Consider the following 15,234-nt stretch of genomic DNA (forward strand, 5'->3'; position numbering starts at 1 on the left):
AGATTAAAAATCTTTGATTCAAAAAGAATTATTCTTAAACTTTTCGCATATTTAAAATGCACTATTAGTAATTATTATGTCTTGTTTTTCAAGTTTGGATGTTTCCCACCACCCAACCATTTACCTGTTATTAACCAAATTTCATAATGATACAACCATTCGATTGTCCAAGGAATTATGGTGCTGGCAACTATTTTAGAATCATTCCATTGCGAGCCGTCAGGATAAAATAGACATAACTTCTGCTTGTCTTGACTATACACATGTTCTAGTTTTGTTTTACCCTCAGCTAATTTCAATTTCGCTGGTTCAATTACATAAACTGCTGGTGAAACCTTTTTTTCAAAAACTACTTTAATGTTATATGTATCACCCAAAGGAGAGGATTTTAGTTTCCCTAGCCAAGTAAATCCCTTATTTTTGTTAAGCTGAATTTGACTTTCCGGAAAATAATTTTGCAAAACTCGGATTTGATCAGAAATAGAAATTTTACTCTTCTTCGTTTGTGCCATAAAAATCATGCGTTTTTACTGGGTTAATAGAAGTTAATCCTGCAGTTGCGAGACCAACTAGGCCTGAATTGCGATCAATATTATTATTTCCAGACTTAGTTAAAGCTCTCATTTGGTCAGCCATTTGGCCGAATGCAGCTTGCACTGGTTTTCTACCAAATGCTATCGACAGTGATTCAGAAATGTTTTGCAAGCCAGTTTTATTTTCGGCCTCATTAAGGTCAACATTCAACTGATCTAGCCACCGGTAGAAATTGTCTCTACGATATGAACTTTGATCATTCCATCTATCCGCAAAATTTTCAGAAGGATTTACAGGATTTGATATCCATTCTACTTTTGTTCCATATTCTGGAACATATTTAAATTCTATCTCATCTTTCATTCGATTAATAACTCCCCACATTGCATCGACCAAATTAGATTCACCTCTGTAAGCCCTCGCTGCTAAAGTTGTTATGATACAAGAGATTGGTTTTTGTTTTCTAATATCATCATCCTGTTCTTTTGAAAAATAAATATCTCTATGTCTTTTGAGAAGTTGTACAACTCTTTGTAATGGAAGTCTTTCTTCTTGAAATTCAGGAGTTGGTTTTACCGATTCGTTTAAGGAATACAAATTCTTGAACTGATTACCAACCAAAAGAGCCTTTTTCATAAACCATTTAGCATAACCATAGGGATTACTTTGCAACCACTCTTCAGGAAATGTTGACACGTAATAATTGCTCTTCTCTCTGTCGGTAATACTTAATTGAAGTTTTTCATAATCTTCGTCCATCAGATTTTTGAATGAACTTTCAAGAATATATGAATATCCGTTTGCTACTATTGCTGGAAGGATATCCATATGATATCTTTGGTTTGTTAAACCTTCCTCCCGATATTTAAGAGTCCAACATCTTCTACCTTCCTCGTCCAAAATTTTTTCGTAGGTTCCATGTGCTTTTAAATGGTCACCCACGGCATTTTTTAAATGATATTGCGTCCAAGTACCTTTTTTTCTTTTAAATTCGCACACAACATCTAAATCAATATCTCCGTCCTCCTCAATAGATTGTATTGTTGTCCCAATAATAAAAGAACCTTGTGGTTTTACATACGGTTCGTATTCCGCGAGAGGAGAGGTTTCGGAAGATAAATATTTCCCAACAGCTTTGTAGCTTTGAACTGCAGAGTCATGCTGTGATCTTGTGATACTTAGATTTGTTGATAACTTCTTCAACAAGTCTTCGAATTGAATTTTTTGACTAGATATTAACATATACATATAATTTAATTATTTGACAATTATCGTGACAATTATCGTGACAGTTCTATGACTGCAAATTCTGCTTTAAAATCCATAATTAACCTGGTTTCATTTCTTTTATAATCTTCATAAGAATATAAAGAATAGTTTGAAATGGCTATATTTTAGCTTTTTCTTCTGAACTTTGAAACAAATTTAGATGGTATGTGCGCAATGTATCTGCACAGTAAAAAATAAGTTAATCTCCAGCTATATTTCAAATCAATTTTCTTGACCTTTGAATGGACATATGTATATATGAAATGCAGTGATACTGCACCTTGAGGAAAGATATTTTTGAAAATGTATGGTAACTAAAATTTGTCCAATCTTAAATGTGATTTCACACCAAGACTGAAAACAAATTCATGTCTTAAATTAACGATTTTTTAGTTCGCCTGACTATGATTGAAATACTCAATAATACTAAAAATATTATCTGCTTGTTCGTTGTTGAAAATTCCATCAATTCCTTGATTATGGAAATTTTTGAATGGTGAATCGTAGAGCTTTAGCGGATCTATTTTTCCGTTTTTGGTAAGGAATAATTTCAGTGTATCGAGAAACTGAATTTGAACCGCCGAAAGTTGATATTGATTCATAAATTCAGAAAAAGCTGTGTTGACCTTATCTTCGGAAAGACCAATTAGGTTCACAATGAAATTCACGAGATTGAGCTGACGTCCCAATTCATTTTCCACCTGCTCTTTTTTTACTTTATCCGAGAACAGAATTTTTTCCAGCGATTGTAACTCGTCTTCGGTAATTATTTCACCATTCTGAATTCTTTTGACGGTGATATTATTTTTGTTTTCTCTTACCAACTCTTCCAAACGATGAAGATTGTTGGCAAATGTATTTCCATAGAAGGGTTGTTCTTCTTCACTAACACCAGTAAATATAATTTCGTTTTCTAAAATAGCATCCTCAAAATTGGTCGTTACATATTTTTGATCTACCGGATCAATATATTTCACCAATTCTCTTATGCCTTGACGTATTTTTTCGAGATGCTTCAAGCCGTCGTTTTTCCAGAAATCTTCTTGTAATGGGAGCTTTACCAAATCCTCATTGTTTTTAATTTCTGGAATGCTTGTTTTTTTGAGCAGTTTTTTTGAGATTGTTGCCACTTTAGTAATCGGAACGCTTAATTTTACCATAAACTCTTCTGTATTGGGAGTTTCTACGCGTTTCAGCATCAAAGCATAAATCATTTTATCATAAAAACGAGCAAGATCGGTATCAGATTGAGCGGGTCTTACCAATGGTGCCAAAACATCATAAATCTTTTTCACATCTCCTTTATCGAGATGATTCCAGGTTTCACGGCTGTTGTAATCCATCACCGTTTCCAGTTTCATTTTAACGTCGAAGCGATCTTTGTTGAGTTCAGCGATCGATTGATGCAATTCGTTGAGCAAATTGATGCTGTAATCTTGAAGTTCAGGATCCTCAATAAATGTTTCGCCTTTCAGATATAAAGCCAATTGTAATTTTAAGCCAAAGACAATCTCATTAAGGCTTTTTTGTGAACTCGCTTCTATGCCTTTCGGGTTTTCTCTGAAGAATTCAAAGTTTCCGTAGAGGTCAAAAATCAAGAAGTGCTCTTTGTCTAAGCCTTCCCCAAAAAGATTTTTTCTCAAACGGGAACCACGACCAATCATCTGCCAAAATTTTACCTTCGATTTTACAGGTTTGTAGAACATCAAATTCACACAGCTCGGCGCATCAATTCCTGTATCCATCATATCTACCGAGATTACAATCTGGGGAAGCCTTTCTTTCTCCTCGTCGCAAAACCTTTCGATAAATTCCTCGGCTTTCGGCTCGCCATGGGTAATTACTTTTACATATTCGTTGCCATACAATTCCGGATCTAGCTCCAGAAACATATCTCTCAGAAATTGAGCATGCTTTCTGTTTCGGGCGAAAATAATGGTTTTTCCTAGTTCGGTGCCGTCTCTTTTTTTGATTCCTTTATCGACAAGATATTTAAGCGTTTTTATGGCTGTATCTTTATTAAAAAGCCAATTATTGAGTTCGTTAGCTTCAATTATTTCTTCGCCAGACGCTTCTTCACCATTCAATATTTCTTCTTCAAATTCTTCTTTTTCTTCTTCCGATAATTCGTCGTAATGAATTCCGCTGCGCAAAAATTTAGTAGGAACTTCAATGGAATGATAAGGAACCAAATGTTTGTTGAAAACCGCTTCTTCAAAGGTGTAAGCATCTGTCGGCGATTTATCTGGTAAGCCAAACATTGAGTAGGTACTTCTGTCGATATTTTCAATCGGTGTTGCTGTTAAACCTAAAAACATGGCGTCAAAATAATCGAAAATTGCAGCATATTTTTTATAAATCGAGCGGTGGGCTTCGTCGACAATGATCAAATCAAAATGACCAACGCCATAAAAACGTTTGTCATTATCTTTGGAACCATCAATCAATCCCATCATCGTTGGGTAAGTAGAAAATGTAATCCTGGCATCGGGATTGTCTTTTTCTACGAGTAAATTCACGCAAGTGTGTTCCGGCATCAGTTTCACGAAATTATTTTTTGCTTGTCTTACTAAACTTCTGCGGTCGGCAAGAAACAGAATTCTTTTTGCCCAATTTGCTTCCAATAAGAGTTTTGAAATGGCAATACTAATTCTTGTTTTTCCCGTTCCCGTAGCCAAAACCAAAAGAGCAGCACGATGAGTGCCGACGAGTTTTCCGGAGATTTTGTCGTTACCTGCGAAATGTTCTGCGACCGAACGGATGGCTCTTAGCTGATAAGCTCTGTCGGTAATGGTGGTGTCAATAGTTGTCGTTCTGATATCGAGACGATTGGATCTGCGAAACATTAAAGTCTGCAATTCTTTTTTAGTATAAAAACCGTGCACCAGTCTTGATTTCTTGTAAAACTGATCGTCCCACAAATACGTTTCAAAACCGTTGGTGTAATACATTACCGGACGGCGACCAAACATTTTCTCTAGAGCTTCTGCGTAGAGTTGTGCCTGATTTTCTCCTTTAGAAGCGTTTTCCAAAGTTCTTTTTGCCTCTACTACAGCCAGTGGCAAACCGTCGTCGTCCCAAAGCACATAATCGATGTAGCCGGTTTCTGAAACATTGGTGGAAACTGGCATATATTCTACTTTAAATTCTTTGTCTTTACTCCCGGACAACTTCCAGCCTGCTTCACGGAGCGAAACGTCGATAAAATATTTTCGGGTTTCGTACTCGTTTCTTGGATGAGTGGTTTCGTCGGCCTGGTTGGCCATCCGTTTGTTGGATTCTATCTGTGCCTGAAGTTCTTGAATTTTTCTTTGGAAGAGTTGATTTTTCTCTGCCAGTTCAGCATTTTTCTCAGCAGATTCTTCCAGTTTAATTTTAAATTGATCAAGATCACCTTCAAACTTTTTCTGAAGTTTTTCCAGTTCTTTTTTAGATAAAGTTTCGGCACCTTCTGTTGGAACAAAATCCCAATCGAAAAATCCTAAATCTCCTAAATCCTTTTTTGAGTAGGATTTAGTAAACCATTTTGAAAAATAAAAAAGATGGCTAATGACCGTTCTGGAATCATAATCAGAAACTTTTTTGTTATGAATAGCTAGATTTCCTACTTTGCGAATTAGGTCGATTTCTGTATAAAATTTCTGCTGAAACTGATCTTGAAAACTTCTTTGCTTCATCAAAGAGTTGAGCGAAGTATCAAAAGGGAAATCTAATTCTTCATCATTGCTGAACATCCAATTAATTGCTAATTCCAACGCAGATCTTGAGATCGTCAAAGAAGTACGCGGGTCAGTAATGGTAAATTTTTCAGCTTTTATACAAAGTTCAAAAAATTCGGTCCATTCTGTGGCGAGAAATTGGAAATTGGTGTTCATAGTTGGTGTTTTTATTTATTGCGAAGACGCAAAAATATTTAAATCGAATAATTGCTCATATTTCATTTGAATATCTGTAATCAATTTTGCTAAGGGTTGTAAATCATCTATTCGTGTATCAATTTTTTGCACATAATCTACAGGAATTATAGTTTCTATTTGATATCCGATAGACAGCGTGAGATAATTTCGATTGGTCTGGACAAAATTCTTCTCCCATTTCATATATTTTCTCCAATTGAAATCTTCTTTAATATGATCATCTAAAAACGACTCTAATTCTGACCATTCATCACGGCTATATTTACCGGTGTGTTTGTCATGAATCGACGAAGAAATAATTCTTTTCCCATCCCTAATATCTTTATCAGTGATAACGATATTAGTTATAAATCGATTAAAATGACAAAATTTAATTTCATAACCCCAATTTACATTAAATCTCTCATTGTTGACAACAATTTCTTTAGGTGGAGCCCAGTTTGAGTGCTTACTCAGTTCATTAAGCATCTTCCATCCCTGAGCTTTTGTATTGCCAGGCCAAATTCCGAAATGGAGATCAAGTTTTTCTTGGTTGTTTTTTTGGACGTTGACAACAATTTCAGAAGCCCAACCATTGGTGATCTGCAAACCAATTCTATCGAAATAATCTAAGATATTTAAATCTTCAGAAACAAAATTCAAGGCCGCTTCAATACGCTTCTTGAACTTATCTTTATTCTGAGGAATATCTGCAATTGAAACAAAAGGTGCAACAGGTAGCCAGTTTTGGTTGTGCGATTTCACCAAATCAATAAAGTCGACAAGGAAACGATCATTTTGAAGATTTAAAATTTGGAAACCGTTGATTTGTGTGACCATTTCCATCAGTTTTCGCCAGTTGAAATCAAGAGCGTAAACATTATCGGGATTGATATCTTTTGTAAAAGCTGCGACTTGCTGATATAGCTGGCTTCTGCAATCATCATCATTCCGCTTTACTTCTATTACAATTGCAATATCATTGATTGAAATAAAGATGTCTGTAATATGACTTTTGTTTGTATTGGCTTTGTTTGAATAAAAACCGGACATATCTAAGGTTCTTCCAGAAATGGCAATGGCAAAAACTTTTCTAAATTCTTCTGAATTGATATCGTCAGTTTTGACCTGAAGATCTATTTTCAGATTATCCAGTTCTGTAACATCTGTAAAAATGGAATTGTAAAGCGCTATCTGTCCTGTTTCTGCAAAAATATTTTTTAAAAATTCGTGAAACAATAAACTATTATACTGTAAACAAATAACCAAAGCACGGCTTAGGTTATCCTCAATATTTTCGTGGGATAAATTTTGACTAAACGCTTTAAATAAATTTAGATGTCTATTCATAGTTTCCATTTTTGAAGCAATTGTTTTAATTCATCTATTTGGAACGCCGGTTTTCTTTTATGAAGCATTGCGTGACAGTTTGGGCAGACAGGAACTAAATCTTTTATAAAATCAACTTCATATTCTCTTTTGATCAATGATAGGTCTAAAATGTGATGAACATGGATAAAACCTTTTCCTATAACTCCATATTTTTGTTCAAAATTAAAGTCACATACTTTACAAACCGCTCCAAAATGTTCGATACACTTTGATCGGGCTATTGGATTCCGTTCATAGATATTAACCGTAATCTGCTTGGTTAATCCCTCTATTAATATTTTATCTTTTTCAATTTCATCATCAAAATACTCATCACAAGACACTTGATACTTTTCTAAATATTCTTCAAGAATTAATCTTAGCATAACAACGTTACGTTTAGATACATTTTGGTAATAATCAATATGAAGAGAAATCGCCTGTAAGGCATTTTTCAGATAAGCTAATCCCTTAGTTTCATAAATTCTGTCTAAATAATATCTTGTAGCTTCAGCGTTGATGGTTCCTTTAAAAATTGTCCCACTAATTAAACTTGGATAGATATAAAAATAGTAGTTTGCGGAATTTGGATTTACACCGTAATCTTCTAACTCCTTTTTTGCTTGCTTAAGTTTAATTTCTTTATTGTAAACCTTTACAGCATATTCATAAAAAAGTTTAATTTTTGGTAAGTCTATTATCATATCTATTTTCTTAAATATAAAAGTTCAAAATTAAATTGTGTACTCTGTAAGGTCGATGTTATATCATTACTAAACATTACACCAATTCTCCTTTAAACGCTTTCTGCAGAAGACAGTTGAACAAATCTTCACTTTCTTTGAGTTCCTGCTTTGCCAGTTCTTTTTGCTGTTCGATTAAAGCGATTTTTTCGGCAAACTGTTTTTGGAGGGCTATGGACGGAAGAATAATTTCAAAATTTTCTAATTGATCTTTTGTTATTGCTTCCCTTGTTGCGCCACCTTGAGAACTTACACCTAAAAGTTTTGCCTTGCTATTTGGCGATATTAATAAATGAAGTAAAAAAACAGAATTTAAAATTGAGGATTTAGGTCTTAAAATTGATACATGTTGATTAACTCTTGCTGGTAATAACTCATCTGGAACAATAGTAGATCTTGCTACTGAGGCTCCTGTTATATTTATCAAGACATCATTTTTCTCTAAACTTACATTCTTCAGTTTATTAGCCTGTCTTTCATCTATGAAAGCTAAATCTTTCATTTTAAAAAAATTGTCGTGAATGTTTAAACTTCTAATCAGGGAAATCCCTTCTTCATGATATGCATCTTTACCCCCACTCGGAGTAGATCCGCTACCAATTTTAGATGTTATTTTTTTCAAATTCTCTAGCTTCCAACCCTTCTCATTTTTCACCGGATCTCCAAACATCTCCAAAAAGATAGATTGTGCTAGAGTGTCATATTTGATTAATAAAGTCTTATTATTTAATCTTAATATGTCAGCAGTATCAAGTATGTCAACTATTTTTTGTTGAACTTTTAATGAGGGGAAAGGAATCTCTAACTCACCCAGCTTTTTTCGAGTAATCCTTTCTCTTGTCGTACCTGTTTTTTGGCGATTGATAATGCTTCTTATTTCAGGAGAATTTAAGCAGTATTGCAAATATCTATTATTACATTTATCATTTGGTCTTAAAATACAAACATCTACAGCAGTAATATATTTATTATTTTCTTCAAATGGAAACAGACAAGCTCTACCCAAAGGATCAGGCATTCTAGCTATCAATATATCATCTTTTCTAAGAAATGTACATCGTAGTTTTCTAGCTGTTTCTTCATTAATAAATTTTTTTGATTTGTTTACGAAATATCCGTCACCAATATCTGAAAGCTGTATTAATCTAATATCTCCATTTGCATCCTGATCTTTACTTTCAATCCAGTCGCCATCAGTAAATAAGCATCCCTCAAGTATATCTTTCAATTTCATTTTAACAGCTCTTCTAATATTGCTAATTTCGTACGGTTCTCTTCTTGCAGACCCTTTATATCATCAATAATTCTAGATGGTTTTTCGTAAATGAGTTCTTCATATACAACATCCTTATATCGATTAATTGAGAGATCCCATTCATTATCTTTAATTTCCTTAAACGAAACTAGGAAAGACTGCGATATTCTATTGCTGTAATCGTGGGTAATCGTTTCGGGCATAAAATGGTTGTAGCCTAATTTTTCAGGTACTGCATTTACTTGCAACAATTCTCCGTTTTCAGCGTGCATTTTTCTGAAGAAATCGCTTTTGTAATAATGATAATGGTCTATAATCTGCGGAAGATTAAACTTGCTGTGTAATTTTTGCTTGGTTTCCAGATCCATTGTTTCCAACGCATTTCCAAAAGAGAAAGAGGTAAACAGATCTTCATCTACTAACAACGATCTTTTGTCGTCAAGAGATTTTCCGTCGGCCAGCATATCGTAGAACCAAACATTGTCGGTACCGCCGTTTCCAGTTTTTGTAAAAATAATTATGGCGGTGCTAACTCCGGCGTAAGGTTTAAAAACGCCACTCGGCATAGAGATCACGGCTTCTAATTTGTTGTTGGCAATAATTTCTTCCCGAATGCTTTTGTAGGCTTTTCCGCTTCCGAAGAGTACGCCGTCGGGAACAATCACCGCAGCACGACCACCGGTTTTCAGCTGACGGAGCATTAGTGCTAAAAATAACAATTCTGTTTTAGAAGTATCGGTTACGTTTTTCAGTCCAGGAGAAATACTTTCTTTGTCAATTGTTCCTTTAAAAGGTGGATTGGCTAAAATCAAGGTATGTTCGTTGGCAATTGTATTATCTTTTGAAACGGCATCTACATCTAGGATGTTGGGTTCTTCCACACCGTGCAAATAAAGATTCATCGAGGCAATACGCAACATAGTGGCATCAAACTCGGTTCCGTTGAACATCTTTCGGTTGATGTGATCTGCATATTTATCGAGCAAAGTTACGTCGTTGTGCTTATCAATATATTCTTTTGCACCTACCAAAAACCCAGCTGTTCCCACCGATGGATCAGAAATAGTATCTTCCAGAGTTGGTTGCATAAGTTCCACCATCATTTTGATGATGTGTCTCGGTGTACGAAATTGCCCTGCAGTACCGCCGCCTTCTAGTTTAGACAAAAGATATTCATAGATATCACCTTTCGTGTCTTGATGAGTCATATCGATATTGCCAAGCTTTTCGATCACCTGATCCAAAACGGAAGGTTTTGAAATCCCAAATGTTGCACCTTTCATGTGAGTGGCAAAAAGGCTGGTTTCTTTTCCTAATGAACGGATGAATGGGAAAATTCCATCAATGGTATTTGAAAAAATCAGATGTCTTGCGTTGACATCCATTTCCTTAAGATTTTTCCAACGGAAATTTTGTTGGTCTTCCGTGAAAATGGGTGTGTATGTAAAACCACGTTTAGCTTTGAGCTCGTTTCTGATTTCTTTTTCATCAAGATCTTTAATGAAAATCAAGTAGGTAAGCTGCTCTACAATGGTTATGGTATTGGTAACACCTCCTGTCCAGAAGGTGTTCCATATTTGGTCTATTTGGGATTTTAATTCTCCTGTGATCATTTATTATAATTCTAATTAAATATTTTCTTTATAGGTTTTTTTAAACCATAATAACAATTCTAAAAGTCCTGAAAACATTGATTGAACTGCATAATTTGATATAAGCTCGCCCGTGTATTGTGCCTTATCCAAATGATGAATGTACGTGCCGCAAGTAAGATATATCCATTCTTGCAAAGTTTCTATTTCAGAAGTCTGATATTCTAGTGATGTAGCTTGCCAATTACTTGTGGCAGATTTATTTCCGGAAAGATGGGCATTCTTTTTTCTGAAAGATAACGCAACTGGTAAAACCCTAATACCTTCAAGCTTTAAAAAAATACTTTCTTGAATACTTCTAATATTAGTAAGAATCCCTTTCAATTCAGCTCTGCTTTCATAACGTGGCATTTTAAATATTGAAAGTAATTGATCTTCTACATCTTCAGACAAAATACCTTCTTCAAAAATTGAAAAAATCTCTGCATTTTGTACTTTTATTATTCTTTCAGGATTAACATCTGCATTTTTTTTTATCTCATTGAGCAACTCAGTAAGATCCTCATCCTTACTTTTGTCGAATACTTTACCATCTGCAAAAGAACTATCTTTAAATAATTCTACAAAACTATTTTTATCTTTTACAAATGACGGCTGTCCCGAGTAAATAAACCAAGGCAAAATTTTATTCTGTGCTTTTAGCTCTGATAGAAATTTTGCTACTTCGCCAAATGCGCTATCATCAATATTGCTACCCTGATGATCAGCAGTTTTGAAGAATAGACCATCCAAAATTATAGCATCATAATGTTTATAATTATTTTTTAGCTCATCAATTCCTTCAATAGCATTGGAATACCCAATAAGTTGAACATTTTCTAGTAATGCTTCATCTTTTATAGATTGAAAATTAGCATGCTCATCATCAAACCATAGTACTTTGTATTTTTTCATATTCCTGGTATTAGTGGGAATGTTAATTCCATTGTTGTTACATATTCATCTTCGATACCATCAGGGCCTGTTTCATCGGTAAAACTAAAATATCCTCTATGTAGTTTCATAACATCATTTACAAACCATAAACCGATCCCATCTCCCGGATTACTACCTAAAGAACTGCCTTTACGAACCATAGATTCAAATGTGATTTCTTCAGATAATAGTTTTCCTGTATTACTAAAATCTATTTGTACAGTAAAATCAGTAAAATCATATAAAAGTTCAATCTTTATTTTGTTCTGATTTCCATTGTTAAGCCCGTGATCAAATGCGTGCTTTTCCGCATTTTCTATTATGTTATCAAATGCTTTTCTTAAAAAATCTTTATCCGCATTAATATACACTCCAATAAAACCATCTTCTTTTATCGCATCTTCACCTAAATCTAAAACGACTTTGTAAAAATTCATTGATCTTATTTTAAGACTTTCAACATATTCACGGATAAATTGCAAAAGATCAAAATTCTCAACATTCAATTCCATAAGTTCGATCTTATCTCCAAATCGGTTTACTGATTTATTTATAGAATTTAAATCTCTTTCAACTATTTGTAAATAATTTGCAAGTGTTGTATCTAGTTTGTCGCTAGCTTTTAAATCATACAAGCCTGGAAGTTCAGGATTAACTTTATCTTTTAATATTCGTTGAATAAATTTAAATGCCCCTCTCACATTTTTAAGTGAACCTGCAATCTGATGTCTTAAAAAACTATTCTCATCATTTACATCTAAAATTTCCTTATTCAATTCTGAATTAAATTGTTCAGATTTTATTGATAAAGATTTTTCAGCCTTAATGTAGTAAGACTTCGTTTGTTCTTGGATAGAAGGTAGTTTAATTTTAATACTAAATAAATCGTCTTTTTTAAGATTTGGAATAATGCTAGAACTTCTATAAGCATCTAATTGATCAATTACATAGTCTGAGTGTAATTCTGCAATTAAATAATTTATATCAATTTTCTTTTTGTCTATTCTTATTGCTGCTATATCGGTAGAAATATAGATTGGATCCCCTTTATATTCGAAAAAAGTTGGCTTTAATGTTTTCCATCTCAATGCAACTAAAAGACAATCTTGCTCTATTTTTTTGAGTCCATTCACGGGAATTTCTCTCGCTTCAATTGAATTGAAATCTAATCGATTATTTACAATATCATTTTTTAGATCTCTTATTCTTACATATTTTCCCACTGAATCCTTGATCCCTCTTGATCCGAGTAGAAAATATCCTATATCTCCAAATCTTTCTCCATCAAAATCATTTGAAATAAAATATCTTGTTACAGCAAGATTATATTCCTTCTCTTTTATCTCCTGTGAATCAACATATTTTATAAACCTATTATTTTTTTGTTTTTTTATGTCTTCGTAAAGTTCTACATCATTAAATGTTTTATTTCTTTTACTTTCAGAATCATGAACATATTCTGATGCATCGACAAATCTAATCTTTTTGTTATCTGATTTTTTGAAAACAATTATACAAAGTTGTATTGAGGAATGTTGAAAAATTGAATTAGGTAATAACACGATCGTGTCAATAAAATTGTTATCTACTAATGCTTTGCGTAATTTTTTATTCTTTCGATTTTCAGAGAATAAAAATGACACTGAAAATAAACAGATTAATTTTGCATGTAATCGTAATTGACTGAGACTATTACCAATTATAAATGATTCCAAAGAAGAATTTTCAAACTTATATAGATAATTTGATAATTTCATCCCAAATGGAGGATTGGTTACTATTAAATCGAATTCGCTAAAATTATTCCAATCAGAAATGGAATCATCTATCTCATATACAGCATTTTTTAAATCATATGCCATTAACCTTAGTTTACCTAAAGCCCAAGTTTTACGATTTAGCTCTTGTCCAATGTATCGTTGATCAGAATCAAGAAAAGTTGCGAAAGAGGCTAAGCCTGCAAATGGATTATAAACCGTTGCATTCTCAGGTAACTCAGCCAAATTCATTATAAATCTTATTATTTCTTTTGGATGAATAAACTCTCCAAATGTTCGACTTTGATTTTGTACAAGTTTATATAGTATTGAATCGAATATTGAAGCAAAATTTTGCTGTAACTCAAATAAATCAATATTTTCAAAATATCTTAAGATTTCATACAACCTATCATTTGACAGATATTTAATAATCGGACTATAGACTTCTGCTAAATCACTATACTTATCATCGAAACGTATAGAATCCGCAACAGATTGACTAATGTAAGTGGAGTGATTTAACCCACTTCTCAATCTTCCATCTTTATAAAGTGAAAGTAAAAAAAGAATCACATGATAATCTTCAGCAGGTACCGCATTTTTTAAAATATCAAATATTTTCCAAATCCTTTCTGTAAAGTAATTAATCTGCTCGCTGTTATAATTATAATTCTCTTTCATTTCTAAAAATTTTTCTAAGTGCAAATATTAGTTTTTAATATGCAACTCAACTGCACTAATGAGCAAATTTAATCTTATTTACTCTTTCTTTTATAACTGAAGCTAACTCTTTCGGTTCTAAAACACACATTTTTTCACCATATGAAAGAATCAGAGCTTCGAGTTCGTAATTTAGTTTCACATGAAGATGCAGTATATTATCTTTGATTTTCTGTGATCCATGAATAGGTTTTGAGCTGATGTATGGAATAATATTTTCCGAAAGTTCAATTTTTACATCAACAGCTTCTTTGGATTCATCATTACTCACCCCGATAATGTCTTCAAAATACTCCTTAAAATCAATCTCACAAATTTTGAATGTTGTTTTAGACGGTTGAATATCAACCATCCGATCCAAAGCTAAATTTTGAATTTTATCAAACTGATGATTATGACCGAATAAAAACCAACGATTATTGTATTGTTTCAGGTAATATGGCGAGATTTTAAAAGTATTTTCTTTATCCGAATTGAATCCCTGATATTTTATATCTAAAGTTTGAGTGTTTGCGATATGATGATACAAAGGATTGAGTAGTTCTATGCCTTTCAGGAATTCGTTGTCTTCAAAACTGATGATTTGTCTTTGGTTTTGAAATTGGTTTATGCCAGAATTTAATTTTGCCTGCATTGTATTGACCCAATCGAAGCCTGGTAGATTATTTATTCTTGACAGGGTTTCCATCGCTTCATTGAGTGAATTTAATTCTGATGGATTTAATGGACTTTTTAAAATTGAAAATTCAGAATCTGCGTATCTGTAAAAAGCTTTTTTACCATCTTTATAACTTTCAATAGGTGCATCGTAGCCAGCTTCGCTACGCATAAAGTCAATGTCTGCAAAAATTTGTCTGCGCGAAATCGTAGTTTCCTGTGCAAAATGTTCTGTCAGAATTAAGGAACAATAATTAATTAGATCTTGTATGAAGAATTTCTTATAAATATTAGAGAAACATTTGTCCAGTGCTTTATATCTTATTACCGCATTTTTATTAGTTGCCATATAGTCTATTCGTGAGTTTTCCAAAAATACGAAAAGAAAAACATCCGTACTCACAATCATCTTAAAATGTAAATGGCAGCAATTATTCAATAAATCCATCACTATAGATGAAT

At 33.3% G+C, this 15,234-nt stretch carries 10 protein-coding genes; all 10 read right to left on the reverse strand.

The genetic code is table 11. The features are described 5' to 3' along the window. Window positions 1-74: 74 nt before the first annotated feature. The 10 genes from FNJ88_RS03165 to FNJ88_RS03210 all read right to left on the reverse strand — a co-directional run bounded on the left by FNJ88_RS03165 (window position 75) and on the right by FNJ88_RS03210 (window position 15,121). Complete coding sequence (locus FNJ88_RS03165; protein ID WP_228414560.1) at window positions 75-512, reverse strand: hypothetical protein; 438 nt, start codon at window positions 510-512, stop codon at window positions 75-77. Next, the gene (locus FNJ88_RS03170) at window positions 490-1,776 is read right to left on the reverse strand and encodes a nucleotidyltransferase (RefSeq protein ID WP_143851701.1); all 1,287 of its coding nucleotides are present in this window, start codon (window positions 1,774-1,776) and stop codon (window positions 490-492) included. The genes FNJ88_RS03165 and FNJ88_RS03170 overlap by 23 nt, the downstream gene beginning before the upstream one ends. A gap of 416 nt (window positions 1,777-2,192) precedes the next feature. Further along, window positions 2,193-5,678, reverse strand: coding sequence for a DEAD/DEAH box helicase family protein (locus FNJ88_RS03175; protein WP_143851702.1), 3,486 nt, complete (start codon window positions 5,676-5,678; stop codon window positions 2,193-2,195). Between the two features lie 15 nt (window positions 5,679-5,693). Continuing rightward, on the reverse strand, window positions 5,694-7,049 hold the full coding sequence (locus tag FNJ88_RS03180; protein ID WP_143851703.1) for a hypothetical protein: 1,356 nt from the start codon (window positions 7,047-7,049) through the stop codon (window positions 5,694-5,696). Beyond that, complete coding sequence (locus FNJ88_RS03185) at window positions 7,046-7,774, reverse strand: HNH endonuclease (protein ID WP_143851704.1); 729 nt, start codon at window positions 7,772-7,774, stop codon at window positions 7,046-7,048. The genes FNJ88_RS03180 and FNJ88_RS03185 overlap by 4 nt, the downstream gene beginning before the upstream one ends. Before the next feature lie 76 nt (window positions 7,775-7,850). After that, a complete protein-coding gene (locus FNJ88_RS03190) occupies window positions 7,851-9,047 on the reverse strand; it encodes a restriction endonuclease subunit S (protein ID WP_143851705.1) in 1,197 nt (398 codons plus the stop codon). Then, window positions 9,044-10,681: a class I SAM-dependent DNA methyltransferase gene (locus FNJ88_RS03195; protein ID WP_143851706.1), complete on the reverse strand. Its 1,638-nt coding sequence runs from the start codon at window positions 10,679-10,681 to the stop codon at window positions 9,044-9,046. The genes FNJ88_RS03190 and FNJ88_RS03195 overlap by 4 nt, the downstream gene beginning before the upstream one ends. A 15-nt stretch (window positions 10,682-10,696) precedes the next feature. Next, a complete protein-coding gene (locus FNJ88_RS03200; RefSeq protein ID WP_143851707.1) occupies window positions 10,697-11,614 on the reverse strand; it encodes a hypothetical protein in 918 nt (305 codons plus the stop codon). After that, window positions 11,611-14,076: an N-6 DNA methylase gene (locus tag FNJ88_RS03205; RefSeq protein ID WP_143851708.1), complete on the reverse strand. Its 2,466-nt coding sequence runs from the start codon at window positions 14,074-14,076 to the stop codon at window positions 11,611-11,613. The genes FNJ88_RS03200 and FNJ88_RS03205 overlap by 4 nt, the downstream gene beginning before the upstream one ends. Before the next feature lie 55 nt (window positions 14,077-14,131). Beyond that, window positions 14,132-15,121: a helix-turn-helix transcriptional regulator gene (locus FNJ88_RS03210; protein ID WP_143851709.1), complete on the reverse strand. Its 990-nt coding sequence runs from the start codon at window positions 15,119-15,121 to the stop codon at window positions 14,132-14,134. Window positions 15,122-15,234 lie beyond the last annotated feature (113 nt).

Source organism: Chryseobacterium sp. SNU WT5, assembly GCF_007362475.1.
In the GTDB taxonomy this organism is placed as follows: Bacteria; Bacteroidota; Bacteroidia; order Flavobacteriales; family Weeksellaceae; genus Kaistella.

What these genes read in the sequence shown, in the direction of transcription:
- FNJ88_RS03165 (WP_228414560.1), bottom strand. Translation starts at nt 512, where the DNA reads ATGGCACAAACGAAGAAGAGTAAAATTTCTATTTCTGATCAAATCCGA.
- FNJ88_RS03170 (WP_143851701.1), bottom strand. Translation starts at nt 1,776, where the DNA reads ATGTTAATATCTAGTCAAAAAATTCAATTCGAAGACTTGTTGAAGAAG.
- FNJ88_RS03175 (WP_143851702.1), bottom strand. Translation starts at nt 5,678, where the DNA reads ATGAACACCAATTTCCAATTTCTCGCCACAGAATGGACCGAATTTTTT.
- FNJ88_RS03180 (WP_143851703.1), bottom strand. Translation starts at nt 7,049, where the DNA reads ATGAATAGACATCTAAATTTATTTAAAGCGTTTAGTCAAAATTTATCC.
- FNJ88_RS03185 (WP_143851704.1), bottom strand. Translation starts at nt 7,774, where the DNA reads ATGATAATAGACTTACCAAAAATTAAACTTTTTTATGAATATGCTGTA.
- FNJ88_RS03190 (WP_143851705.1), bottom strand. Translation starts at nt 9,047, where the DNA reads ATGAAATTGAAAGATATACTTGAGGGATGCTTATTTACTGATGGCGAC.
- FNJ88_RS03195 (WP_143851706.1), bottom strand. Translation starts at nt 10,681, where the DNA reads ATGATCACAGGAGAATTAAAATCCCAAATAGACCAAATATGGAACACC.
- FNJ88_RS03200 (WP_143851707.1), bottom strand. Translation starts at nt 11,614, where the DNA reads ATGAAAAAATACAAAGTACTATGGTTTGATGATGAGCATGCTAATTTT.
- FNJ88_RS03205 (WP_143851708.1), bottom strand. Translation starts at nt 14,076, where the DNA reads ATGAAAGAGAATTATAATTATAACAGCGAGCAGATTAATTACTTTACA.
- FNJ88_RS03210 (WP_143851709.1), bottom strand. Translation starts at nt 15,121, where the DNA reads ATGGCAACTAATAAAAATGCGGTAATAAGATATAAAGCACTGGACAAA.